This is a genomic window from Staphylococcus sp. GDY8P196P, from assembly GCF_017891705.1.
Classification (GTDB): Bacteria; Bacillota; Bacilli; order Staphylococcales; family Staphylococcaceae; genus Staphylococcus; species Staphylococcus ureilyticus.
Genome location: NZ_JAESJS010000021.1, coordinates 8263 through 32162, shown reverse-complemented (window position 1 = coordinate 32162; position 23900 = coordinate 8263). Strand labels below are relative to the sequence as shown.

Annotated in this window: 29 protein-coding genes; 14 read left to right on the top strand and 15 right to left on the bottom strand. The window is 28.3% G+C overall.

Features of this window, described 5'->3' with window-relative positions:
• The first annotated feature begins 66 nt into the window (after positions 1-66).
• Positions 67-303 carry a hypothetical protein gene (locus KA814_RS11700; RefSeq protein WP_046207483.1) on the top strand — a complete coding sequence of 79 codons (237 nt, stop codon included), beginning with the start codon at positions 67-69 and terminating at the stop codon, positions 301-303.
• Positions 304-312: 9 nt separating this feature from the next.
• Here the strand turns inward: KA814_RS11700 and KA814_RS11695 are convergent, their stop codons facing one another.
• Both KA814_RS11695 and KA814_RS11690 read right to left on the bottom strand, forming a co-directional pair.
• Positions 313-528, bottom strand: coding sequence for a sterile alpha motif-like domain-containing protein (locus KA814_RS11695; RefSeq protein ID WP_046207482.1), 216 nt, complete (start codon positions 526-528; stop codon positions 313-315).
• A gap of 311 nt (positions 529-839) precedes the next feature.
• Complete coding sequence (locus KA814_RS11690) at positions 840-1046, bottom strand: TM2 domain-containing protein (protein WP_019467917.1); 207 nt, start codon at positions 1044-1046, stop codon at positions 840-842.
• A gap of 277 nt (positions 1047-1323) precedes the next feature.
• Between KA814_RS11690 and tsaT the strand changes: the two genes are divergently transcribed.
• From tsaT to KA814_RS11670, 5 genes are all read left to right on the top strand, one after another.
• The gene (tsaT, locus tag KA814_RS11685) at positions 1324-1506 is read left to right on the top strand and encodes a type II toxin-antitoxin system toxin TsaT (protein WP_064209474.1); all 183 of its coding nucleotides are present in this window, start codon (positions 1324-1326) and stop codon (positions 1504-1506) included.
• A gap of 568 nt (positions 1507-2074) precedes the next feature.
• Positions 2075-2323, top strand: coding sequence for a hypothetical protein (locus tag KA814_RS11680; RefSeq protein ID WP_046207479.1), 249 nt, complete (start codon positions 2075-2077; stop codon positions 2321-2323).
• A 127-nt stretch (positions 2324-2450) separates the two neighbouring features.
• Positions 2451-2585 carry a hypothetical protein gene (locus tag KA814_RS13775; protein WP_256277551.1) on the top strand — a complete coding sequence of 45 codons (135 nt, stop codon included), beginning with the start codon at positions 2451-2453 and terminating at the stop codon, positions 2583-2585.
• A 149-nt stretch (positions 2586-2734) separates the two neighbouring features.
• Positions 2735-3697 carry an arsenic resistance protein gene (locus KA814_RS11675; RefSeq protein WP_064209475.1) on the top strand — a complete coding sequence of 321 codons (963 nt, stop codon included), beginning with the start codon at positions 2735-2737 and terminating at the stop codon, positions 3695-3697.
• Positions 3698-3859: 162 nt separating this feature from the next.
• A complete protein-coding gene (locus KA814_RS11670) occupies positions 3860-4048 on the top strand; it encodes a hypothetical protein (protein WP_046207477.1) in 189 nt (62 codons plus the stop codon).
• Between the two features lie 92 nt (positions 4049-4140).
• Here KA814_RS11670 and KA814_RS11665 read toward each other — a convergent pair whose 3' ends face one another.
• On the bottom strand, positions 4141-4380 hold the full coding sequence (locus KA814_RS11665) for a hypothetical protein (protein WP_225309938.1): 240 nt from the start codon (positions 4378-4380) through the stop codon (positions 4141-4143).
• Positions 4381-4792: 412 nt separating this feature from the next.
• On the opposite strand from KA814_RS11665, the gene vraX reads away from it, so the two are divergent.
• Complete coding sequence (gene vraX, locus KA814_RS11660; protein WP_164996921.1) at positions 4793-4957, top strand: C1q-binding complement inhibitor VraX; 165 nt, start codon at positions 4793-4795, stop codon at positions 4955-4957.
• A 262-nt stretch (positions 4958-5219) separates the two neighbouring features.
• On the opposite strand, the gene KA814_RS11655 is transcribed toward vraX, so the two are convergent.
• Positions 5220-5606 (bottom strand): VOC family protein, encoded by a 387-nt coding sequence (locus KA814_RS11655; RefSeq protein ID WP_064209476.1) that lies wholly within the window; start codon positions 5604-5606, stop codon positions 5220-5222.
• Between the two features lie 234 nt (positions 5607-5840).
• Here KA814_RS11655 and KA814_RS11650 point away from each other — a divergent pair, with 234 nt between their 5' ends.
• Entirely contained in the window at positions 5841-6041 is a 201-nt protein-coding gene (locus tag KA814_RS11650; RefSeq protein ID WP_064209477.1) for a helix-turn-helix domain-containing protein, read from the top strand.
• A gap of 251 nt (positions 6042-6292) precedes the next feature.
• Here the strand turns inward: KA814_RS11650 and KA814_RS11645 are convergent, their stop codons facing one another.
• Both KA814_RS11645 and KA814_RS11640 read right to left on the bottom strand, forming a co-directional pair.
• On the bottom strand, positions 6293-6475 hold the full coding sequence (locus KA814_RS11645; RefSeq protein WP_064209478.1) for a hypothetical protein: 183 nt from the start codon (positions 6473-6475) through the stop codon (positions 6293-6295).
• Between the two features lie 133 nt (positions 6476-6608).
• Positions 6609-7418, bottom strand: coding sequence for an alpha/beta hydrolase (locus KA814_RS11640; RefSeq protein WP_064209479.1), 810 nt, complete (start codon positions 7416-7418; stop codon positions 6609-6611).
• A 183-nt stretch (positions 7419-7601) separates the two neighbouring features.
• Here KA814_RS11640 and KA814_RS11635 point away from each other — a divergent pair, with 183 nt between their 5' ends.
• Positions 7602-7874 carry a hypothetical protein gene (locus KA814_RS11635; RefSeq protein WP_046207471.1) on the top strand — a complete coding sequence of 91 codons (273 nt, stop codon included), beginning with the start codon at positions 7602-7604 and terminating at the stop codon, positions 7872-7874.
• A 649-nt stretch (positions 7875-8523) separates the two neighbouring features.
• Positions 8524-9954, top strand: coding sequence for a YfcC family protein (locus KA814_RS11630; RefSeq protein ID WP_046207470.1), 1431 nt, complete (start codon positions 8524-8526; stop codon positions 9952-9954).
• A 347-nt stretch (positions 9955-10301) separates the two neighbouring features.
• On the opposite strand, the gene KA814_RS11625 is transcribed toward KA814_RS11630, so the two are convergent.
• The 5 genes from KA814_RS11625 to isaB form a co-directional block, all read right to left on the bottom strand.
• Positions 10302-10781, bottom strand: coding sequence for a GNAT family N-acetyltransferase (locus KA814_RS11625; RefSeq protein ID WP_064209480.1), 480 nt, complete (start codon positions 10779-10781; stop codon positions 10302-10304).
• A 160-nt stretch (positions 10782-10941) separates the two neighbouring features.
• On the bottom strand, positions 10942-13008 hold the full coding sequence (locus KA814_RS11620) for a heavy metal translocating P-type ATPase (protein ID WP_064209481.1): 2067 nt from the start codon (positions 13006-13008) through the stop codon (positions 10942-10944).
• Between the two features lie 179 nt (positions 13009-13187).
• The gene (locus tag KA814_RS11615) at positions 13188-13559 is read right to left on the bottom strand and encodes a VOC family protein (RefSeq protein WP_046207467.1); all 372 of its coding nucleotides are present in this window, start codon (positions 13557-13559) and stop codon (positions 13188-13190) included.
• A gap of 212 nt (positions 13560-13771) precedes the next feature.
• Positions 13772-14569 carry a glycerophosphodiester phosphodiesterase family protein gene (locus tag KA814_RS11610; protein WP_210122761.1) on the bottom strand — a complete coding sequence of 266 codons (798 nt, stop codon included), beginning with the start codon at positions 14567-14569 and terminating at the stop codon, positions 13772-13774.
• Between the two features lie 872 nt (positions 14570-15441).
• Entirely contained in the window at positions 15442-15921 is a 480-nt protein-coding gene (gene isaB / locus KA814_RS11605; protein WP_064209483.1) for an immunodominant staphylococcal antigen IsaB family protein, read from the bottom strand.
• Between the two features lie 216 nt (positions 15922-16137).
• On the opposite strand from isaB, the gene qac reads away from it, so the two are divergent.
• Together qac and KA814_RS11595 are read left to right on the top strand one after the other, a co-directional pair.
• Positions 16138-16461, top strand: a complete 324-nt coding sequence (gene qac, locus KA814_RS11600; protein WP_046207463.1) for a QacCGHJ group quaternary ammonium compound efflux SMR transporter — start codon at positions 16138-16140, stop codon at positions 16459-16461.
• Between the two features lie 209 nt (positions 16462-16670).
• On the top strand, positions 16671-16859 hold the full coding sequence (locus tag KA814_RS11595) for a hypothetical protein (protein WP_064209484.1): 189 nt from the start codon (positions 16671-16673) through the stop codon (positions 16857-16859).
• A 115-nt stretch (positions 16860-16974) separates the two neighbouring features.
• On the opposite strand, the gene KA814_RS11590 is transcribed toward KA814_RS11595, so the two are convergent.
• Positions 16975-17358, bottom strand: a complete 384-nt coding sequence (locus KA814_RS11590) for a YxeA family protein (RefSeq protein WP_046207461.1) — start codon at positions 17356-17358, stop codon at positions 16975-16977.
• Between the two features lie 365 nt (positions 17359-17723).
• Between KA814_RS11590 and KA814_RS11585 the strand changes: the two genes are divergently transcribed.
• Entirely contained in the window at positions 17724-18863 is a 1140-nt protein-coding gene (locus KA814_RS11585) for an MFS transporter (RefSeq protein ID WP_210122760.1), read from the top strand.
• A gap of 102 nt (positions 18864-18965) precedes the next feature.
• On the opposite strand, the gene KA814_RS11580 is transcribed toward KA814_RS11585, so the two are convergent.
• Both KA814_RS11580 and KA814_RS11575 read right to left on the bottom strand, forming a co-directional pair.
• A complete protein-coding gene (locus KA814_RS11580) occupies positions 18966-19721 on the bottom strand; it encodes an SGNH/GDSL hydrolase family protein (RefSeq protein WP_107521944.1) in 756 nt (251 codons plus the stop codon).
• Between the two features lie 229 nt (positions 19722-19950).
• The gene (locus KA814_RS11575) at positions 19951-20160 is read right to left on the bottom strand and encodes a hypothetical protein (RefSeq protein ID WP_064209486.1); all 210 of its coding nucleotides are present in this window, start codon (positions 20158-20160) and stop codon (positions 19951-19953) included.
• A 1581-nt stretch (positions 20161-21741) separates the two neighbouring features.
• Between KA814_RS11575 and KA814_RS11570 the strand changes: the two genes are divergently transcribed.
• Positions 21742-22353: a hypothetical protein gene (locus KA814_RS11570; protein ID WP_064209487.1), complete on the top strand. Its 612-nt coding sequence runs from the start codon at positions 21742-21744 to the stop codon at positions 22351-22353.
• 1008 nt (positions 22354-23361) lie between these two features.
• Here KA814_RS11570 and KA814_RS11560 read toward each other — a convergent pair.
• Complete coding sequence (locus KA814_RS11560; RefSeq protein ID WP_064209488.1) at positions 23362-23655, bottom strand: antibiotic biosynthesis monooxygenase family protein; 294 nt, start codon at positions 23653-23655, stop codon at positions 23362-23364.
• Positions 23656-23900: the final 245 nt, after the last annotated feature.

Here is a 23900-nt window from a genome sequence, read left to right as displayed (position 1 = left end):
TCGTTTTATTTTATGGGTACTTGGGTAAAACTTAACGTCGGATTTACAATGTTAAGGAGTGTTTTTATGGATCAGATTCATGAGTGCAAATATATTAATCCTTCAAAAATTTCTCTCGATTGGGAATGTTTTGTTCTAAGTAAAAGTGACATGGAATTGGATGGTTTACCTACAGAACTTATTAATACATGGATGGCTCAAAATATTATTGAACCTTTTTCAATAAGAAATAATGAAATTAACTTTAGAACGGAAGACATTAAACATGCTTTAAAAATAAGAAATTGGTATTACGAACACTGAATCTTTATTTTAATTGACACTTAAATTATTCAGATATAAACTTAATGCCCTTTTTGCAGATGTCATTACTTCATTGTAATTATAATTCGTTTTAAAGTATGCATATAATTCCTGATAACCAGTTGCATGTTTAGGGAAATTGTTATCTTTATTTATAAAATAGGCAAGTTGACCAAGTGGCGTGTCGTCATTAACAAAGTCAATAATAAAATCATAAAATGTCATAAGCATTACCTCGATTACTTAAATTTTAATCGTTACATGTCTTACTATTTAAAGCCTTTTCATAATCATAACAAATAATATTTATTTGTCTATCACTGTTCATTTTTAAAATTAAAAATGATGAGTTTAATTGTTGTTACCATAGTATTTAACTAAAATTGTAAATATTGTAAAGTTTATGGGTTTCATTACTAAAGCAATAAAAATTTTATATCTTTTCACTTAAATTTTATTGTAGTCATTATTCTTTTACAATATAAAAACAACCTAGGCGAAATTGTTTCGCTTAGGTTGTTTTTTATACAATAATTTTAAACTAAAACATTACCATTTTGATCTGCAGGTTTAAATACCGTAATAATTGCACCAATGATAGCTAAAATTTGCGGGATACCTGTCCAACAAAATACAAGGAACAAGAGACCCATTCCGGTTTTTCTAGCATAAAACTTATGAATTCCAAAACTTCCTAAAAACACTGCTAAAACAATATAAATCACTTTATTGACTTCATTCATTATTTTCTATCTCCTTACTTATTCGATTCACTACTATTATACAATGTTATACTAAATAAAATCTAAAATTTTAATGCTATACGCTTATTCTTTTCTAATGCGCAGACACTTTTTCAAACAAAACGCATTAGAATATCTTATACTATGGCATCTTATGAATAAATGATAAAATAAGACTCAAACTAGCTTACTAATCTAAAAACCATTAATTTTTAAGTTATTGAATAAAATCATCAAATTGTACAATTAAGATGAAATGCAAAGGAGGGACAAGACTTTGAGTTTACATTTCATGATTATATTTTGGCTTTCACTCATATTTTTAGTTTGTGGAATTATTTCCTTAATAATCTATAAGTTAAAAGGTACACAACAAACAAAAGAATCTTTACTCGGACTGACTGTTATTTTAATTATTTTTGGTGTTGTAGGTATACTCTTCACTATCATTTTCGGTTAGTTCATTTTAAAACTTTCAATATACGTGCAAAGTGTAGCGATCAAACATGCTTAACTTAAACCAAACGATATTATAAACTTCTTGAGGTACCACTTAAAACAAATTAAATAAGTGGTACTTTAGTATAAGCTTTCGCTCATATAATATTTAAAGTTCATTTTTCTTCCTAAAACCTTAACTCATTTAAAAAACGAATCAGGTATGCTTATACCTATGTTTAAGTATCGAACGTATCGATTCAGTTTGTAATAAAATGAAAAACCATTAAGAGAATAATAATTAATATAAAGAAATATATAAAACGTTTAATCGCTCTGATTTTTTCATGGCGTATTTCTTCCTTAGAGTGATTGACATTTTCATGCAACCTCGTATTTATAAATAAAAATGGCATCGTTGCTAAAAAAGCAAAAATTAATGCTAATATAATAGATAATAAAACAATCATGCTATCACCTCATATCAATATATTTATTGAACTTATTCCCTTTCGAGTTCAATTAATTCAAAATTTAAGATTCTACTGTAGAAAAATCTTAAAAAAGCACAATCATAAGGAGAGAAAAATATGAAGTTAACTTATTTACCTAAATGGCAAATAATAAATCAAAGTCAAAAAAATTTTATGATTCAAGAAGATACAACATCTATTTCTCTTGTGAGTCCAATTAATGAATACGCGATGGGCATTTTAAGCCAAATTTATTTTACGATTGAGCAAGGCAATGTTGTTAATACTACGATTGAAAATAATAGTGATGAATTGAAAGTAACTGTCGATGAAGAAAATTTAACACTTTATATCTTCGACCTTTAAACAAACCAAACATGAAAGAAGCTCACTTCACCGTATTTTTATTCAATTAGTCGATGATTAGTGTATGATATATATAAATATAATTACTTTGAAACAAACATATAAATTCATACAGGTAGGTGAAAAGATGAAACTATTAAAAAATCTGTTATTACTTATATCTGGCGTTTTAGTGATTCGTGCATTACTTTTAAGTATTGATAACACAAACGATGATAAAATCGAAAATAAAGTGAGCGTTCAAGATAAAAACAAAAAATAAAATCTAAACTAACTGTTCATATAAGAAGTGGGACTAGAAATCAAATGTCATACATGATTTCTCTCCACTTTTTTTGTTTCAACTATTCTGTATCACTGACTGTGTATGTAGCAAATCTAAGAACAAAAATTAATATACGAGAGGTTATTATGCAATACATAAAATCCAAAATTGAAAGATACCAAATTTATATTTATTTTATTGCACTTTTTAGTGGAATAATCGTTGGCTTAATATCCAATGATTTTGCTAATATATTAGAAACTATTATTTCTGCTAGCTTGTGTATCCTTATGTTTAGTATGTTTTCACAAATTCCATTTTTTAACATCAAACACAACTTACTTAATATAAAATCTATTTTGGCATTATTAACATCAAATTTTATAGCTATACCATTATTTGTTTTTGGTTTAATTCAATTGTTTGATGTTTCAAATGTTCCTATCATCATAGGGTTGTACCTTGTTTTACTAACGCCTTGTATTGACTACGTAATCGTTTTTAATGCTTTAGGAAAAGGAAATGAACAACTCATGTTGTTTGCTACACCACTGCTGTTTATAGGCCAAATTTTATTATTACCTTTATATTTTACATTGTTTCTAAACATTGATATTTTTTCACAAATAGATATTTTGCCATTCTTAAAGTCATTTTTAATGTTCATAATTTTCCCTTTATTATCAGCACTTTTATTACAATATACCAGTGAAAAATCTGAAAGCATAAATCAAATATTAAAGTTAACATCTTGGCTTCCAGAAATTTTCATGGCACTGGTTTTATTTTCAATTGTAGGTTCACAAATAAATAAAATTATTTATAACTTAAATATTGTCTTTTCAGTAATACCTATTTATATTTGCTTTTTAATCGTATCCCCTTTTATAGGTACTTTATGTGGAAAATTATTTAAAGTAACACAAGAAACTAAAAGAACGATAGCTTTTAGTTCAAGTACAAGAAATGCACTTGTTGTCTTACCTTTAGCTTTAAGTTTACCAAACCATTGGGTAACCATTGCAACTACTGTGATTATTACGCAAACATTATGTGAATTATTAGGCGAACTTATCTACATCAAAATGATACCTAAATACATTAAATAATTATATTACTATTTATCAGAGGCTAATTATTATTCATTTACTCTTAAATATATTAAACTAATATATAATTAACATTTTACACCACTCTCATTAAATAGTTCATGAACTCTGTCTCATTTTAGCCAAACGCTAATTTTTTAATTTGAAAACGGGGTGATTAAGATGCAAATTTTAAGAAGCGTATCTGAAAATAACCGTACAACTTTCCACATTAAAACGGATTTAGGCTTAATTATTAAAGTTACTGTTGATAATGAATTAACTTCAAAAGATAACAAACTTTTACTAATAAAAATAGCTAACGACATGGATCAAAAACTCCAAGGCAATGTTGAATCTTTTAAAGCTTAGTGATTTTTGAATAAATGTATGCATACAAAAAGGAGTGAAAATAGGAAACCATCAGTAAAATATGGATTCCTTTTCACTCCTTTTATTATTTATTAATTAACAAGCACAATGATAAATCCAATAAATAGCACTAACATTGATAGCCTTGGCTTACTTTTTCCAAACAAACCACTCAATAATACAAATGCTAAACCTACAATTAATAATTGATTATTAAACGTTGTTAGCCCCATTAAATCACCAGCCATCATTATAACGCCATATATAACAACAATCGTTATCGCTAGGCTACATAAAAATGACAATATACTCAATAATCTCACAATATACATCCCTTTTTATAAATAGTTATACTATATGCAGTATAAAACAAAAACGCCGCTTCGAAAAGCGACGTCAATCTCGAAAATATATTCCACACTAAAGTTTGGAGGACTTTTTGTGCTTGGTTAGTTATACCCTTCTTTATAAAATAAAAACACAAAAAACTAATTTTTCCAAAAAATTATCATGAATTATAATTAACAGTTAAAAATGCATTGTTTTGAATAAGATTCAACAAGTTAATTAAATTAATTGAATCATACCAGTGGAAAAGAATTTAATAAAAAGTTATCCTATAGTTAAAGTATTAATCATTTCAATTATAAAATAATAATTTATTCGTCTTATAAAAGTAATGTTTCTATTTATGCATTATTTTATATTGTAGTGAATTGTTTTATAGAAAAAAAGGGTGATGAGATGAAAGTATTACGGAAAGTTTATAAAGACGAAGAACCAATTTACCATGTTAAAACCGATAAAGGTTCTGTTATTAGAATTAAAGGTTCTGACGAATTGACCGATGCAGAAACTGAAGAATTATTAACAATAGTTGCAGAGGATATTGATAAAATGAAAAAATAAATAATCAAATTTTGAACGATGATGTTTACGATGGACAAAGGGGTTACATCGTAAGTATCATCGTTATTTTACTGCTTGGTTAGGTATCATAACTGAGTCTTTATATATTATATAATGCTTTTTTAACAATGATTGATACTGAAATCACATTTTATAAAATACTTTGATGGAATAAATAACAAGCACCAAGTTTAATTTATATCAACATAAATTAAATTTAGTGCTTAACAAAAAATTACGGAAACTATTCGTAAATATATAATTATTGCTCAATCAATTGAATTAAGTTACCACAAGTGTCATCAATGATTGCTAATTTAATTCCTTCAACCTCTTTTGGTACTGTATGGAATTTCACATCTAGATCTGACAGTGACTGATATGTTTGTTCTAAATTAGAAACGCCAAACATTGTGACAGGAATACCTGCATTAAATAAATCGTTTTGATATGTTTTTGCTATAGGATTCTCATTAGGTTCAAGAACAATTTCTACCGGGTTGTCAGAATTGTTTTCTTTTACAGTTAACCATTTAAACCCGCCACCAATCTCCATACCATGTACAAGTTCAAAACCGAGCTTTTCTGTATAAAATTGTTTTGCCTTTTCTTGATCATCTACAAAAATACTCGTAGCAATTATTTTCAATTTATTTCCTCCTTTATTTATAAATATTTTTAATGTCTTCTTTTTATACCCAATTCTTGTCCCCTGACACTTTAAATATTCAACCAATGATTCATAGTTAAATTAAAAATATTAAAGTTGTTAGTAATGACAATGCCAATGAATACTAAATTATTAGTAATTTGAACATACCTTTTATCTGTACTAAAATAACTAATGTAAGTCTTATGTATTTAATTATGGGAGGTTTAAATTTTGGAAGCTTTAACTGAATTACGCGAAAAAAAGCATTTAAGTTTGTCTAAATTAGCGATTAATTTAAACAAAAATTATGAGAAAAATTACAGAATATGTCAAATTTGGGATTGGGAACATGGATATAGAGAACCATCAGAGAATGACACTAAAATACTAGCTGATTATTTCAACGTATCTCAAAAAACATTTAATCAATAATTATATGAATTTAGTACGAATATTGAATTTATATAATTATTGATTAGATTGTTATCATGTATCACTATTTATATATAAACTAGACAACTATCATTTATTAAATCGTCTAGTCGACATGCAAAGTCACAGATAGTTAATGTATGTTTATTGTTAATGAAAGTCATGCAATGACAGCCATTTTCTAACTGTTCAGAGTCTGTATGTTGTTTGAGCCTGAAACATTTTCAGGCTCTTTTTTGTAGTGTTATTCATTACTTTTTATAAACAATTGTAATAAAATAATCTACGCCTTCCACAGTGTTCGTAACAGAAGGTGTCACTGAAACTAGTTCCCAGTGTTGTTTATCATCCACTTCATGTAAAAATTGGTTCACTCGTCCATCAAATTCTTCAAAGCTTTCTTCGTATTCCATATGCAAAGTTTTAATAAACATATTTGTCTCCTTCTATTATTTTGTATTAATTATTTTCTTATTATAAATCTTCCAAATTACTGAAACAAACATTTTGAAATATTTGAGGACTTAATAAATTATAAATTTGTAAATATACTTTAAAAACTTATGATTACTGCATTTCATTATCCAACCAATCAACAATTTCTTTAAAAATACTCTTATTAAAAGAAGATTCATTAAATATTTCATGTTGTAAACCATCATATATATGAATTGATTTGTGTTCTGAACCTATTTCATCAAATAATTGTAGTGAATCTTTATAACTCACCAAACCATCCTCTTTGCCATGTAATATTAATGTAGAATCAATAAATTTAGAGGCATTTTCTTTTAAATACTTTATTCCCTCAATGAGTGTTGATACTAGTCCCATTGAAATTTGTTTAGCGTTTAAATCATCTAATGCATATTTTTCAACAACTTCTTGATCAGAACATAGTCCTTCACTAAGCACGTTATCAAAATAACTATTCATATCTATCTGTTTGTCTACTTCACCAAATAATTTTTTATTATATCTCGTTAAAGCTCCTGATGTTATGATGCCACTTACTTCATTCGGATGTTGTGTACCGAATAAAGTTACAGTATATCCACCCATACTATGACCAATTAAATAAATTTTACCTTCATAATTTTCTTTAACTTTATCAATCACTGCAGACAAATCTTCTACGATTTCATCCTTATTACTATAAAATGTCTGTTTTCCTTCCGAACGGCCGTGTCCGCGTTGATCATATCTAATGACATTGAATTCATTTTCATTCAAATAACTAGTTATTTCATCATAACGATCAAGATGTTCAGCTAATCCGTGGACAATGATAATATTTGCTTTAGCCTTTTCAACTTCATTTATTTTTGTATAAAGTTTCGTGTTATCTTTGGACAATACATATTTTATATAATTCATTTTCACTTCACCTCATAGTATTAAAAATAAATTTATTTATACTATTAAAGTCCCCCTTTCAAATTAGAAACAAACTTAATCTGCCTATAATATTCCATAAATTCGTAAATGGTGATTGACCTCGACCTTCTTTCAACCTTTAAATCTTAGTTAATGATATGATTATATTGGAGGGCGATATGAATGGCGAAATATATATTATCCTATAATTTAAATTCTATTTCTTATGGATATGAAAAGTTACCATCAAAGTTAAATCTTGTAGGTAAACCATTGTACATTTATAAAGGACTGTGGTTATTAAAAAGTGACTTGGATCAAAATAGCATTTGTGAAAATATAAAGAGTGCTTTCAATTCAAATGATGATTTTTTAATATTTGAAATTAATCAAAGTCCTTTGGGCACTTTGAGTGCACAAAAGTACGACGAAATATTAAATTTACTTAATGATTAAACATATTCTTAAATTTGAATGTGTTTTTTATTTGTATTATTTAAGTTAATTTCATAAATATGTTATACTTTTTATTACTTAAAAGATTTATGTATAGTACAATTATATAAATGGTCAGTTTTGTACTTCAACCTATTTCACAGTTTCATTTGCAATTTCATAATTTTAAAACAATGACCATTGTTAAGGGGATATTTATGAAAATTATTGATTTCAAAATTAGTAACTATGATATAATCTATACTGTTAAAACGGATAACGGACATACGTTTTCCCACGCTCTACCAAAGGATACAACATCACAAAATGTTCATCGTTATTTGAATATATTGTGTATTAATGTTGACCGAACAAAGTAATATATACCTATAATTATTAAGAGGACAGCTCTTTTAACTGTCTTTAACTATCAAATAGATACAATATTTCTAACAAAGTCTAGCAAATGATCTGCAAAGTTCATTTACTAGATTTTTTTATTCTCATTAATTCATACTACATTCTTCAACTAAAATCATATTTATTTAATTCTTTTATAAAAATTTTGTTATAATTAAGTTTAAAATAATTTTTCAGAATATTAAGATTCTATTTTATATAAAATAATGATATTAGTTCAAAATTTTTGTTAACTCAAAGGGGTGTATCAATGAAATTTTTAAAAAACAAAGGGAAAACAACAAATAAAAACAGAAAAAAGTTCGAAATGCCTCATATTTATGTCATATTATTTATATTTGGTGCCATCGCTACCATTTCCACTTACCTCATTCCTTCCGGAGAGTTTAATCGAATTGAAGGACCTGAAGGCAGAGAAATGGTTGATGCAGATTCATTTCATTACATAAAAGCTACACCAGTCAATATAATAGACTTTATATCCATTATTCCTAAAGGACTCATAGCAGCAGGTGAAATCGTATTCTTCACACTTATTATTGGTGGTATGTTTATGGTATTAAGACGTACTGGCATTATTGAAATTGGTGTTGATAAACTCGCGCGTAAATTTTTAAACCATAGTATCTTTATCATTCCAGTATTGACCTCTGTATTTGCAATTATTGCTACTTTAATTGGTACAGCTGAACTTTCGCTTGTATACATACCAGTTATCATTCCGTTAATTATTGCCTTAGGCTATGATTCTATAACGGCTACTGCAATTGCGTTATGTGGTACTGTAGTCGGTTTTACAGTTGGTGTATTAAATCCAATCAACACTGGATTGGCTCAAAAATTGTCCGGTGTACCTGTTTTTTCTGGTATTGGCTTACGACTCACACTCTTTATCATTGTGCTCTTTGTAACAATATTATTTATAATGAGATACGCTCAAAAAGTAAAACAAAATCCAAATATCAGTTTAGTTTATCAAGAAGACACAGAAAAAAGACAGACATATAAAGATATTACGAAGCACAAACCATTGGTTGCCACTCAACGTCAAAAAATCGGTATTGCTATAGTATTAACCTTTTTCGTCATACTTGTTTATGGCGTGACTACACAAGGTTGGTTTATGGTTGAAATGTCCGGCTTATTTATCATTATGGGCATTGTCGTTGGATTAGTTACCGGGTTGACTACACGTGAAATTTGCGAATCATTTAACGACGGATTTAAGGATGTTTTGATGGGCGCTATCATTGTTGGGCTTGCCCGTTCTATCGTGGTAGTTCTTGAAGATGGTAAAATTATGGATAGTATTGTCTATGGATTAGGTTCTGTTATTGAGGGGGCCACACCGACTGTCGCAGTCATTGGTATGTATATCGTTCAGGTATTAATTAACTTCATCATCTCATCGGGGAGTGGTCAAGCACTTGTCACTATGCCTATCATGGCACCTTTAGCCGATATGCTAGGTATTACTCGCCAAACAGCCGTTTTGGCTTTCCAATTAGGCGATGGTTTCACACATGTATTCTACCCCACAAGCGGTTATTTCATGGCTGCATTAGCTATTGGTGGCGTGTCTTATACCAAGTGGATCAAGTTTTTCTTTCCACTATTTATTATATGGGGACTTATTTCTATTGCTACATTGGTAATTGCGCAATTAATTGGCTGGTCCTAAATATGCTAATACTGGTCATTCGTATATCAGAGCTATTGATAAAATTTTAGTCTTTTATAACTTTTAATGAGTACATAAACGTCAATTTCTATTGAGATGAAATAGAAATTGACGTTTCTTCTGTTTTATAAAAAATGATATGCTGTTGAACGATTAACCTTTTTGGCAAACTTTGAGAATCAATTCAAGTTCACGTTTCCCCTATGGATACAGTCAATCACCATTCTATTAAAAATCAATCAATCATTAATTCATTCTAAAATACTACGGTTTTCATTTTCTTTGATTACCAATTTTTAAATTCCAGTTGCAAGATTATTCTCTTATTTTTAAATTAATGTTTTATGTTAATCATCATTCTCTATCACTTTTTCCATTCTATAATTAGTAGTTTGAAACCCTAACTTATGATACAAGGACACTGCCCGCCTATTATGACCGAACACATGTAAACCGATACGATGTATATTATTTTTTTCACAATAATCTTCGATACAAAGCATAGTTTTCTCACCTAATCCTTTCCCTCTATAATTGTCAAAAATATGTACATCATAAATAAAACACTTATTTATCTTTTTATTTTCCGCAAAATGCAGCCAGCAATATCCAATCGCTTCGTTCAAATAAACAACAGTAAATAAATATTGATTATCAGTAGCTAATCCGTGGGGCAGTAATTTTTCAAAATCTGAACGTGCCCTTTCAATAGCTCCTTCTGTTTCCCAAATACCGCTTTTTATATGTTCATGTGCATATTCATGTATGCTCTTTTCATAAACTTTATCAAAAGTTCGTTGCGTCATTGGTTCTAGTGTTAACGACATGTCATCCCCCTCTCTTTAAATTAACACTAGTTTAGCATAATTCATTTTTCGTTTACGAATTAAAAAAAAGTGGAACAAACACGTTACCTTTAAAAAGATAGTGTCGTTCCACTTTATCAAAGTCACTATATTCGCACATTTATTCAAAATTTTTATAGTGCTATTTCAATTTCAATGTCATCGCATTAATGGCAACAATAACCGTACTTAAAGACATCAAAATTGCTCCGACAGCAGGTGATAAGATTAAGCCAATAAATGCTAAAACGCCAGCTGCGAGCGGTACAGCAACAATGTTATATCCAGCGCCCCACCATAAGTTTTGAACCATTTTTCTCATAGTATTTTTAGAAAGTGTAAGGAAATGAATAATGTCTGATGGTGCACTTTTAACAAGAATCACATCTCCTGATTCAACAGCAACATCCGTACCTGCACCAATAGCCATACCTATATCCGCTCGAATTAAACTAGGTGCATCATTGATTCCATCACCAACCATCATTACTTTATGTCCCTCAGCTTGATAGTCTTGAATAATCTTTTCTTTATCTTCAGGTAATAGTTGAGCATGAACATCATTAATACCTAGTTCTTTAGCGACCGTATTTGCCACTTCATTATTATCACCTGTTAACATCACTGGTGTAATATTTCTTGATAATAAATCCGAAACCATTTTTCTCGAACTTTTTTTAATTTTATCACCTTGTGCAATCACTCCTATGACTGCTTCATTATGAATTAAAAAGCTAACTGAATTACCTTGTTTAGCAAGTTTTTCAAACTGTTCTATATCATATTTCAAATTATTTTTTTCTAAATAACTAACATTGGTAATTTTATATTTTTGATTTTCTATTATACCTTGTAAACCAACACCTGGTATATTTGTTACTTCTTGAGGATTTTTGATTGTGATATCTTTATTTTTTGCAAACGTCACGATGCCTAAAGCAAGTGGATGGTTAGAATTACTTTCCAATGAGGCAAATAAAGATAAGATTGCTTCATTATCACTTTGAGGTGTATAGCTTTCATAATGATTAACTGAAAAATCACCTTCAGTTAAAGTCCCTGTTTTGTCCATCATAATATAGTCAATATGCTGAGCTAATTCAACAGAAGATCTATTTTTTATGATTAAGCCATGATGTGCACCAATAGAAGTTGAACGTGCTGTAACAAGTGGTATTGCTAATCCCAATGCATGCGGACAAGCAATAACCAATACTGTCACTAATCGTTCCAAAGCAAAATCTAAATTATTATGGATAATCATCCACACGATAAATGATATTAAACCAATACTCACTGCAAAATAAAATAGATAGCCTGCTACTTTATCTGATAATAATTCAGCGTCTGATTTGTCATTTTGTGCTTGATTGACTAACCCCATCACTTGGGATAAATAGCCATTTTCACCTGTAGCAGTTACTTTGACATTTACCGTACCTGAACCATTTATTGAACCACCAATCACTTCATCTTGTACATTTTTAACCACTTGCTTAGATTCTCCTGTGACTAATGATTCATCTACAGAAGTACTACCTTGAATAATCACACCATCTGCCGGTATGCTTTCTCCAGCTTTCACTTCTACGATATCATCCACTTCGATTTCTGAAATAGAAACTTCTTCTTTTTGTTCTGAATCTATGACTTTTATTGCTTTGTTAGGTAGAAGTTCTGCCATTTTCTTTAAAGCATTGCCTGCATTACCAACTGCATTCATTTCTATCCAATGTCCTAATAGCATAATTAATATTAATGTTGCTAATTCCCAGAAAAAGTCCATTACATGTCCTGATACATTGCTAAAATGATTCATATAAAATGCATATAAACTATAAACATATGCTACAGAAATACCTAACGCAACAAGCGTCATCATACCAGGTTTTTTAGACGCAAGTTCATCTTTTGCACCAGTTAAAAAAGGTTTGCCACCATAGAAAAACAAAACTGTGGCAAGTACTAATACAATCCAATCAGAACCATTAAATGAGAACTGAAACGGTAATTTTATTCCCATCATTGGTGATAAAATGATGATTGGTATGGCAAATAATAATGATATAAAAAATTTACGCTTAAAATTACCATGATGATGTCCATGGTGTTCATGCATTTCATGTTCTTCATGATGATGTGTATGATGTCCTTCGTGCATCTGATGCTCATGACTATCATGTGCTTCATGATTATTGGAACTTGTCATATTATATCCTCCTTACAAAGTGTATCGTTATTCTCTTAACATAAACGATTATAACATATACCCCTATAAGGTATAATAAATATGCTTACAATTACTAAAAAAGACTGAAACCAACGAATTTCATCGCCTTGATTTCAGTCCTTTTGATCACAGCTATTTATTTTAAGAAATACTAAATGCTATTCACTTACTGCAAAATAATTACCTTGTCCATCTTGAAAATTAAATACACGCGTTCCTGACATTTCAATAATATCATGTCCAGTTAAACCCATGTCTTTTAATTTTGTATAAAGCTCATCAAAATTAGAAGCTTTAAACATCAGTGATGGTGTTCCCAGATTAACACCTGGGCTATATTTTTTTATAAATTCTTTTTCCATAATAGAGATAGATGTTTCAACTTCATTATTGGGAGCAATTTCTACTGCTTTATATCCCTCCGCTAATGCTTCTTCTGATAAAACTGCAAACCCCATGGTATTTTTCCAAAAATCAACAGCTTTTGACTGATCATCTACATATAGCATGACTTGATTTAATTTTTCCATTTCAATACACCTTTCAATTTTAGACATGCTTAAATATAGCCAAAACGATATACATATAAACGATTTATGTAAAAAATTTTTCCCTGTATATAAGTATATAAATTTAAAGTTAAGTATTCTCATTAATAATTTAATCTTCTAAAGGATTCAAGTTCCTACCTAAACACAGTATGTTTCTATATATCATTGGTGGGATGAATTTATTATTTTATCTATGGGTTATTATTAAAACCACCGTCAACACCCATTTTTTTCATTTCTTTTACTTCTTCTTGACTATTCAATGTAAACACATGAACTTTTAAACCGTTTTTGTGAGCTCGTTTAATCAACGCTACATCTACGTTTTTCTGACTTATCCCTATGCCATATATAAATTTTGACAAACCTTGCAGTTCTTTATCTGATAATTCATTAATCTCATTATCATCAATCAGTTTTATTAATGGAATGTTTTTATTTATTTTATGGATGTTTACTAAACTACTTTCAGAAAATGACTGTATTATAACTTTGCCCTTTTTTAGTTTATATTTGCTAAGTAAAACTTTTTTATTAAGTTCTTCTATTAATTTTTTATCCATACCCGGGTAAATTTCAGGGTTTTTGGTTTCAATGTAGAAATTAGATTTTTTATAATACTTTTTTAATATGTCTGCTAATTCTGGTACTTTTTCATTTTTATACTTTTTCTTAAACCAAGATCCTGCATCTAATTTTTTAATTTGCGATATGTTTTTGTCTTTTACAAATCCTGTACCATCGGTAGTTCTATCAACTTTACTGTCATGCATTGCAATCAATTTATTATCTTTAGTCATTTGTAAATCTACTTCTATATAATCTGCATCTAATTCAATTGCTTTATCATATGCGACAAAAGTATGTTCAGGCGTCGTTCTGCTAGCACCTCGATGTGCAATGTTTAAATATTTTTTACTTAAAACATCTGGAGCACAGCCAGAGAGTAATATACTACATAAAATACACACGCCAATTACTTTTTTCATTTTTACGTCTCCCTTTTACCATATAATTAATAACAAAAAATTAATTATTTACTCATTAAAATAACCACCCTTAAAGGTGGCTGCAAAAATAATAAAGCTCTAAAATAAATCATATTTTTATAATATTATAGTAAATTAGGTTTTTCAACGCTTTTTATAGTAAAATTCAGCAACACTGTGACATAAATAAATTATTATTATATAATATGAACAAATAATTCATTTGTCATAGTTAATTCAAAATCATGATATGCTAAATCAAAATGAGGTGCTTTATGAGATTTAAAAAAAGTCTAAAATATTCTACTATTTTTTTCTTGATAATAACATTTATCACAATTTTAACTAGACCATCAGAAACAAAAATAAATGAAATTATGAACGCTTCTAATTTCAATACATTACTTTTGATTAGTAACGAATTTATAAAAACAATTTCTATAAGTTTACCACCATCAATCATCATATTTTTGGTTTTTTATTTTTATATTTTAAGGTCTCAACAAGATTAATATGCTAAATGATTTTTTGGACAAACTTACTTATCTCTTATTACAACGCAAAAAATTGTTAAAAATAAATTTGTAATTAAAAAGTTAATGCTTCTCAAAGCACATGCTTAAATCTTTACTTCTAAAATTATACATATAATTATATTCATTCATTTATCCTTAACCTATTAAACCCACTCTAAAAATAGTTTTTATTTCAAAAACGCCCACCAATTGGTGAGCGTTTGTTTACTGAAATTTAGTTTTATAAAAAGAAGCATAAGCATCATCTATTAATCACTTTATGACTATGCATTTGTAAAGTACACACTGCTAAAAAATTTAAGGAATAATGTGCAACCTACTTTTATTAACTACATTTTAAGTATTAATTTGTACTTTAGTTACATAGCCATCATTTACATAAAATTTAATTGATGTACCGTTATAATTACGTTCATACATATTCCCTGCTGGTGTGTCCGTTACATCTGAAGGTCCATATACTGTTAATAAATCATTTTTTGAAACAGTTTTACCATCTAAATCAAAAGTAACAGCATCTGCTTTATTTTCGCCTGTTTTACGAAATGATTGATCATATATATCTACCATCTCCGCTGTTTCTGCATCGCTATTTGTAATTTTATAACCATTAATTGTTAAATTTTTGTATTTAATTGCATTAATAAAATCTTGATCCAAAATAAATTCACTATTTGCTGATGTATAACCTGTATAGTTATAATATGGCGTTTCTGCTGCTTGGGTTTGTGATTGATGTGAATCGATTGCTGCTGCACCTATTGCTGTACTAAATACGAGGCCGCAAGATAACATTATCTTTGACACTTTATTCATATTAAACACTCCCTGTAAAAATTTTGAATCTCAGTTGATTCAATTGTAATATTACACTTATATTACAAAAAGTCAATTATTTACTGATTAATATAATCCCCAAAATTTTTGAGTTCACAAAAATTGACACCTCACAAATCATTAGAAAATTACAAGTCTATTATTCATTAATTAAACAAGTAAAATGAAATTATCAATTATAAAGGAGAGAATATCATGCCTTATTTATTATTAATTTTAGCTATAGTAGGAGAAGTCATAGGTAGTGCATTTCTTAAATCATCTGAAGGTTTTTCTAAGCTTTTTCCAACTTTGGCAACAATTATTTCATTTCTTGCATGCTTTTATTTTTTAAGCAAAACTTTACAATATTTACCATTAAATATTACATATGCTAGTTGGGCTGGACTTGGTTTGGTACTTACAACGATTGTGTCAGTTGTAATTTTCAAAGAACAAATTAATTTGATGAGTGTCATTTCAATTACTATTATTATTGTGGGTGTTGTATTACTTAATACTTTTGGGTCAACTCATTAGACGCTTAATTTTTAAATTATTAGCCACCTTAGACAGGTGGCTACAGACTGTCGACAAAGTCTCCAACTTTGTTAGCAGTTTTTTTATACACGCTTTCCGCGGGCACTGCCTTAGCCTGTAGTCTTCGTCTAGTGCTATTCCCGCAGGAGTCGGCATAAATCACTGCCAACATTATAATATATGTAAATTAAGCAGTGATGGTGTTTATTATGTTGAATAAATCAATTGATAAAAGAGATCAATATAAAATGATTTCTATCTCTGACTTAGTCGCTAATAGTCATTTATTACGTATAGTCGATGCGATATTAGATTTAAATTTTGTATATGAACTTGTCGAATACAAAGGAAGAATTAATATAAACATGGTCAAAGTAAATTCGTTTCTGAAAAATTGAAATGTGCCTTATCTATAGTAAAAATACGATTTACTATAGAATCCTAATTCATGTTCATAATAAAAAAAGGAACTGTTTGAAAGTCCCTTTAAAGTGAGTTACCAAGTTATAATTTTTAATTTTCAATTTCCTTCAATGCCTTTTTAGGTATATCCATTTTATTCACTTCTTCATACGTAGCCACATGGGCTCCTTTATGAGTGATTTTCAAATATTTGTCTAGCTTTAAAGTTTTTGCAGCTGTGAAAGTTATATCTCTACTTTCACCATATTTATTATAAGCATTTTGTGTGTAGCTAACTCTATCATATTCGAGAAATTTATCAGGCTTTTTGGTTTTTACATAACTATTTTCTTGCTTCACTAGGGGGTTAATTTGATCAATTATGCCAGCAATTTCTCCCTCTTGCTTTTTTCCATTGGATACTATGTACATGCCTATTAGTATTATTGCTAAACCTAGTATTACAACTGGCATTAAAATCAATATCTTTTTCATTTAAAATCATTCCTTTCGTTATATAAAATTATTTTATCAATCAATATGAATTAAGTGTACTTACAATATTGTTATCTTTTTTCACTTAAAATTTAGTTGGATATATAAACTAATATAGTTTTAACCATACTTTTTAAATAAACAGAAATATTCTAAGTAATTATTTTCGTTAAAAATAAAATATTGTATAATATAATCATCAAAAGGAGGAGATTTTATGCTAGTCAGAAAAAACACGTTAATAATTCAAATTAAAACTAAAACAACAGGAGGAATAAATGATTAAATCAATCAATTATATAAATTTGCAAACAATATATGATTGAAATCTTACTTTTAATCATTTATTCCAATAAGGAGTTATAATGATTAAAAGAAGTTTAATTATTCCACTTTATATCAATATTTTTTTGGCATTTACTGGCATAGGACTAGTCGTTCCAAGTTTACCTTTAATAATTAAAGATTTATCTATAACTGGAAATGCTTTTGGAGTACTTATTGCAGTTTTTTCTTTTTTCCAAATGATTTGTTCACTTATAATTGGATACTTTTCTGACAAGTACCCCAAAAAGCACTTTTTATCGTTTGGATTGTTATTCTATATAATTTCAGAATGCTTATTCGGGATAGGTATGGATTTTTATACACTCTTTGTTTCCAGAGTATTGGGAGGTATAAGTGCTGCCTTAATGACTACATCTATTATTGGCATTATCGGAGATATCTCTGATGAAAAAAATCGTGATAAAAATTTCGGCACATTTTCAGCTATAACATCATTAGGCTTTATCATTGGACCAGGTATAGGAGCGTTGTTTTCATCAATCCACATAAGATTACCTTATTTTATAGCTATGGTAATAGGTATGATCATGTTAGTTATAAATTTAAAGTTAAGTATTCCACATATTAAAAATGAAGATGTACCAAAAAATAAAAATTTCAAAATAAAATTCAAAGACTTAAAACTATATTTATTACCTTCTATAATTATATTCTTATTAGCATTTGGACTAGCTGCTATAGAAGAGCTTTATCCATTATACTTAGTCGATAAAGCTGCTTTTACATCTATTAATATAGCTGCCGCGATTATAGGTGGATCTTTGCTAGGCGCTTTCACTCAATATTTTCTATATCCTAAAATTTCAAAGTATTTGAGTGAAATTTCGATCATCACTATTAGTTCTATGTATTCGATCGTCATATTATTTAGCTTGTTATTCTTAAATTCTGTGATATCCCTCATATTAATAAGTTGGATTATATTTATTGGATTTGATATCATACGCCCTACTATAACAGTGTATCTATCAAAATTAGTTCAAAACAAACAAGGTTTAGCAGGTTCAATAAACTCTACTTTTACCTCTTTAGGTACTTTAATAGCACCAATTATTACTGGTTATTTTTACTCTCAAAATATAAATGCACCAGTTTATCTTGCTATGATTTCTATTGTCTTAAGTATTTTTACTTTGTTCATTTTTCCTAAAAAGTAAATAATGGATAATTAAAAAGGATAGGCATTCATTTGCCTATCCTTCTGCATTAAATCCAAAATGAACTGCTAGCTTTTCTGATTCGTAAAAAGTAGTTCATTTTTATATTTCTTTGCTCAATATATTTTTTATCTTTTCTTTAAAAAGTGGTGTATAAATATAGCGATAGCCTTTTAAAGTTGGGTGTGCATCATCAGCAAAAAGTGTATTATCATATTTTATTTGTTCATTTGCCCATTGATTGCCCCAAACATCTAAAATTTCAATATCCCATTTTTCTTTTAGTTTATATAAATTATATACCAAAAATTCATAATAAGGATCTGCTTTTCTAATACAAGTATAAAATAATATAGGCGTATCCCAGGTTAATTTAGCGTAACTAATAATATATTCCATTGCGCCAATTGTTGTTTCTACATCAAAAGCATTATGATCATATTCTTTTTTTATTTCACCTACAGATTTATTTAACCTACCATCATTCGTTGATAACTGACAAATCAACAAATCAAATTTGTTTTTACTTAACTTCTCTTTTTTTATTCTTTGGACATATGAATTTTTTTCTGTTCCTGCCAAACTTGTACCCGAAAGTGCTTCTTTCGTTGTGTTCATATGAGATTCTATATTTAAAAATTCAACAAATGAAATCCCATGAGAAGCCGCACCATATGTAATTGAAGAACCTAAAAAAAGAATGTTTTTATCAGCTAAACCATCTTCTCTTTTAAAAAATTGGGAGTTCGGTTTAAAACTACTTTTATTGCCTTTTCTTATATCATTAACAAAATTTGTCACTGCAGAAGCTAATTTCCCAACAATATACACGCTAATTAACATTATTACCTTTTTCAATTTTATAGCTCCTTTTGGACATTATCATATTAAATTCTCAAATATACATTTTAATTAGTTAGGTACATTGAATTACTAATTTTCATGATATTATAACTTGATTATGACAGAAAGTTTATAGTCTAACTGTATGCATAAGTCAATGAAAAACAACTCATGATATCAATATTTTTTATATTTCACATTGATAATCTTATTTAAGTATTCAATTTTATATAATTTAATCTTTTTAGTTCAAAAGTTCTACGTCTATTGAAATAATATTACTCACATTGATATATCTACCACTGTCTTTTAAGTAAAAGTATTCATGTTTCTTAATTGCTTTTTCAAACCTTTTTAAAGCCAATGCTTCACTAATTTCCCAAATATTTTCTACATACTCACGAAACATATTTCCATCGCTCGTTTTTATTTTAAAAACAAAAATTTCGTCCATCTATATTCACCCTGTGTAAGTATTATAAATTAATTATCCAACTAATTACTTAGCATTGCAAATTAGATACATTTCTAAATCGAAATACATTCTTACAATAACTTAATTGCTTTCAAAAATAATGCACAAGCACATAGCATATAGATTTTTAATAAAACAAAAGCCCTCAACCGCAATGGGTGAAGGCTCGGCTATGAAGACGCTGGGAGTTTGTTAAAGCGATTAACTATACATTTTTATAACTATTGCTATATCAACGTTTACATTCTCTTGATGCTGTAGTGTAAAATATTAAAATTGCAAAAACAAAAGAAATTTGTGCACTCTTAATGTATTCGTTCCCGCATGCAAGAGTTAATTACTTAAATACTTAATAATGTTATTAATCTGTTTCTTTAAATCGTTCTTGAGTAGCTGGCTCAGCACTTTTTTCTTCGGTTGTATTTTCAGAATGTTGCTCTTTTTTTATAGACTTCCCAATTGTACGTTTTTCTTATGTATTTTCAAGAGTCGTTCCTTTATTTTTGTCCACAATTACTTATGCTTAAGATGCCTCATTTTGACCATAAAAAGGTGTTTCTATGTAATAGTGATTTTCGTCACTTTTGCCTTTGTGATGTATTAATCACTCTTATTAAAAAATACTTGATTTTCCGTTTATAACTTTTCATTAGCAATTGTTTTCGCTTGATTGATAGTTAATTTTCCACCTTAATCATGTGACTTATCATCGACATTTTGTTTGTTATGTTTTGAATTACTTTTATAATTTTCATTCGACTTTTTATGGTCTTCATTGGATTCATTTGAATTCCTCACATCATCCAGACTAATAAAATCACATCCACTCAAAAAAATTATAGTTACCAATGCTGAAATAAACAAACTTTTAATTTCACAATAAACTCTTATCTATATTCCTAGTACATATAACTTAGTAGAGATGTTTTTAACATAAAATACATAATTAAATATTAATATCCAAAATATTTATATATAACATATAATATTAATCCAATGGTTGGTCCACCAATTATTACCATAACCACAATACACCCAGTATCACCCAAAGCCCAATGCAATATTTTAAAGATTACTAGCCAAAATACAACAGTAACAACGATCCCTATAAGTAATATCAATAACATAGTAAAAATTCCAATTAAATCCATTCTATCCTCATTACTACTCCTTATACTGTTTTAAAATTTAACAAAGTATATTGTAACATTCTTTCACTTTCATTCAACAATAATGTTATTCAAAAAATATAATGTCCTATCATTAATTATTTACATATTGTTTTTCACTATCTAAAATGATTACAATTTTTAAATCTGCTATTCTTCTTTAGATTAATAACTTTCGTTACATATCCCATCATACATTAAGTTACTTAATATATATTTCTGACATTTACTCTGTAATACATCGGGCAATGAATTTACGTATACTTTTCGCTTTATTAAATAACCATAAGCATATTCACAAATATTAAATTTAACTATAACCTTTTGTTATCACTATTTTTTAGGTATAGTACAATTAAGTTAATAATTTATTTTTAAGGGAGAGCATTAAATGAAAAAGATTTTATTTTTATTATTAGCAAGTTTCTTAGTATTAGCAGCATGTGGCAATAAAGAAGAAAGTAAATCAGATGATAGTAAGGAAACAAAATCATCAAGTAATAAGAAATCAAATGATGAAAAGAATGATATTAAACAATCTGAAGATAGCAAAGACAAATCAAATGATAGTTCTAATGATGAAGTAACAAAACAAAATGAAATTAATGAACAACCTGTTCAATCACAAGAACAAGTGAATACACAAAAGCAACAGATGACACAACAACCTATTCAGTCGCAAGAGAAAGCAGAACAATCTGAATCTGAACAACAACAAAACTCACAAGTGGCTAATAAAGAGCAATCAAATGTACCTGCTGGTGACGCAATGTTTGGTGAATATAAAAAAGATGGTACTTATTGTACAGTTGGTGGTTGTTTAACACCTGAACAACAAAAAGACCAAGAAGAAGCAAATTATGAAGAGATGGAAAATCAAGGATATTCTCGTGAAGAGTACGATGAAATTCAGAATAAAGCTGCAGAATTACAACAACAAAGAGACAATGGAGAAATTTCATCAGAAGAATTTACGGATAGTTATCTTGAATTATATGATTGATAATCCTATTTATCATATTTTTATATGGGCATTAAACTATGCCCTTTTTATTTTAACTCCGCAATATCCTTCAAACTAATTCTATTTAATCCATTTCATTCATATAAATAAAACAATTGTACATAGTCATCTACTTTGCGAATATATCCTTCTATATTTTTAATATATCCACTTTCATAATAACTAATAATCACTTCTGAATCATTGAGCATTTCGAACGTTAAAGTTTATTCAATTCATATAGTTGATCATCGCTAAATAAAGACTTAACTATTTTATTCTGATCTTTAACATACTATTCTAACATTTCATACTTTTCGAGCATAAACTTGAAAAGATGTAATTTAACTAATCCATGTTCTTGTAGTATTCGTGATTAAGATATTCACGTAGTGTTTTACGATAATCAGTTTCATTTTTATAATTATCTGGAGTCATAGTATTACCTCAATAAATATTGACGGAACACTTGTTATTATATGTAAATAAAAAATAACCACCCATTGACATGTGTGAGTGGCTTATTAGAAAGACAAAAATATTCAATTAACTATACAAAACATTCATAAACTACGATTATTTCTAATTTTCATTGCTTTAATAACTATGTATATTGAATTTACACCCATTATAAGAACGTAAGGTATTAATATAATCAAATTTTCTAATTGTGTAATAAAAATAAGACCAAATAAAAATAAAATATTTAACCAAATAGATATAAAATAACTTGTGTCTAATTCAGGATTTATCTTCACAAAATCACCCATTCTTTAAAATTTCAACATAATTGCTTTATTGACATTGAGCTACGAAACAATTTTATTTTAACACAAAAAATAAGGCCAGCACATAAGTTCTATATCCTTGATAATCAATCCAACACCCTATCAAAACTTGTCGTACTCTCTTATCTGATACTTCAAATATACGTCCCACCATGATAATTTAATAATCTGTTGTACTTTATATATCACAGTTGTTGTTCAAGTGACCTAATTAAATCACTTAAATTTCTATTTTATAAAAATGTTCAACTACAGGAAAAGGTTCATAATAACAATGCAATAAAGACTTCCAATTATTATATTCTTCAGACTCACGAAAACCTATTGTATGATCTTCTAATGTTTCCCACTCAACCAATAACAGATACTTACCTTCTTCTTCAAAACACTTATTTAACGAATGATTTATATAGCCTTTCATTGAACTAATAATACTAGAGGCTTCTATAAAAGATTCCTCAAATTCATTTTCCATATTCTTTTTAACTTGTAACATCGCTTCTTCAAGTACCAATGCAAAATCCCCTTTAAAATATATTTTGAAAGAAATTAATACGATTTCCTTTTATTTTAACCACTTTTATATCATTAATCTATTTTGCTTTATTCCAATTGCTTTATTGACGTTGAGCCTCGCAATAATTTATTTTAATGATAGCATAAAAAAATAGGGCAAACACATAAGTGCTTACCCTTCCACTATTTTATCCAACACCCTATCAAATACTTGTTTCACTTTCTTATCTGATACTTCAAATA

Coding starts and splice junctions, on each gene's coding strand:
- KA814_RS11630 (WP_046207470.1), top strand. CDS start 8,524: ATGAAATTTTTAAAAAACAAAGGGAAAACAACAAATAAAAACAGAAAA.
- KA814_RS11670 (WP_046207477.1), top strand. CDS start 3,860: ATGCAAATTTTAAGAAGCGTATCTGAAAATAACCGTACAACTTTCCAC.
- KA814_RS11610 (WP_210122761.1), bottom strand. CDS start 14,569: ATGAAAAAAGTAATTGGCGTGTGTATTTTATGTAGTATATTACTCTCT.
- KA814_RS11640 (WP_064209479.1), bottom strand. CDS start 7,418: ATGAATTATATAAAATATGTATTGTCCAAAGATAACACGAAACTTTAT.
- KA814_RS11570 (WP_064209487.1), top strand. CDS start 21,742: ATGAAAAAGATTTTATTTTTATTATTAGCAAGTTTCTTAGTATTAGCA.
- KA814_RS11590 (WP_046207461.1), bottom strand. CDS start 17,358: ATGAAAAAGATATTGATTTTAATGCCAGTTGTAATACTAGGTTTAGCA.
- KA814_RS11700 (WP_046207483.1), top strand. CDS start 67: ATGGATCAGATTCATGAGTGCAAATATATTAATCCTTCAAAAATTTCT.
- KA814_RS13775 (WP_256277551.1), top strand. CDS start 2,451: ATGAAACTATTAAAAAATCTGTTATTACTTATATCTGGCGTTTTAGTG.
- KA814_RS11635 (WP_046207471.1), top strand. CDS start 7,602: ATGGCGAAATATATATTATCCTATAATTTAAATTCTATTTCTTATGGA.
- KA814_RS11620 (WP_064209481.1), bottom strand. CDS start 13,008: ATGACAAGTTCCAATAATCATGAAGCACATGATAGTCATGAGCATCAG.
- KA814_RS11575 (WP_064209486.1), bottom strand. CDS start 20,160: ATGGACGAAATTTTTGTTTTTAAAATAAAAACGAGCGATGGAAATATG.
- KA814_RS11645 (WP_064209478.1), bottom strand. CDS start 6,475: ATGTTTATTAAAACTTTGCATATGGAATACGAAGAAAGCTTTGAAGAA.
- KA814_RS11690 (WP_019467917.1), bottom strand. CDS start 1,046: ATGAATGAAGTCAATAAAGTGATTTATATTGTTTTAGCAGTGTTTTTA.
- KA814_RS11665 (WP_225309938.1), bottom strand. CDS start 4,380: ATGTATATTGTGAGATTATTGAGTATATTGTCATTTTTATGTAGCCTA.
- vraX (WP_164996921.1), top strand. CDS start 4,793: ATGAAAGTATTACGGAAAGTTTATAAAGACGAAGAACCAATTTACCAT.
- KA814_RS11695 (WP_046207482.1), bottom strand. CDS start 528: ATGACATTTTATGATTTTATTATTGACTTTGTTAATGACGACACGCCA.
- KA814_RS11615 (WP_046207467.1), bottom strand. CDS start 13,559: ATGGAAAAATTAAATCAAGTCATGCTATATGTAGATGATCAGTCAAAA.
- KA814_RS11595 (WP_064209484.1), top strand. CDS start 16,671: ATGTTGAATAAATCAATTGATAAAAGAGATCAATATAAAATGATTTCT.
- KA814_RS11680 (WP_046207479.1), top strand. CDS start 2,075: ATGAAGTTAACTTATTTACCTAAATGGCAAATAATAAATCAAAGTCAA.
- qac (WP_046207463.1), top strand. CDS start 16,138: ATGCCTTATTTATTATTAATTTTAGCTATAGTAGGAGAAGTCATAGGT.
- isaB (WP_064209483.1), bottom strand. CDS start 15,921: ATGAATAAAGTGTCAAAGATAATGTTATCTTGCGGCCTCGTATTTAGT.
- KA814_RS11625 (WP_064209480.1), bottom strand. CDS start 10,781: ATGTCGTTAACACTAGAACCAATGACGCAACGAACTTTTGATAAAGTT.
- KA814_RS11675 (WP_064209475.1), top strand. CDS start 2,735: ATGCAATACATAAAATCCAAAATTGAAAGATACCAAATTTATATTTAT.
- KA814_RS11585 (WP_210122760.1), top strand. CDS start 17,724: ATGATTAAAAGAAGTTTAATTATTCCACTTTATATCAATATTTTTTTG.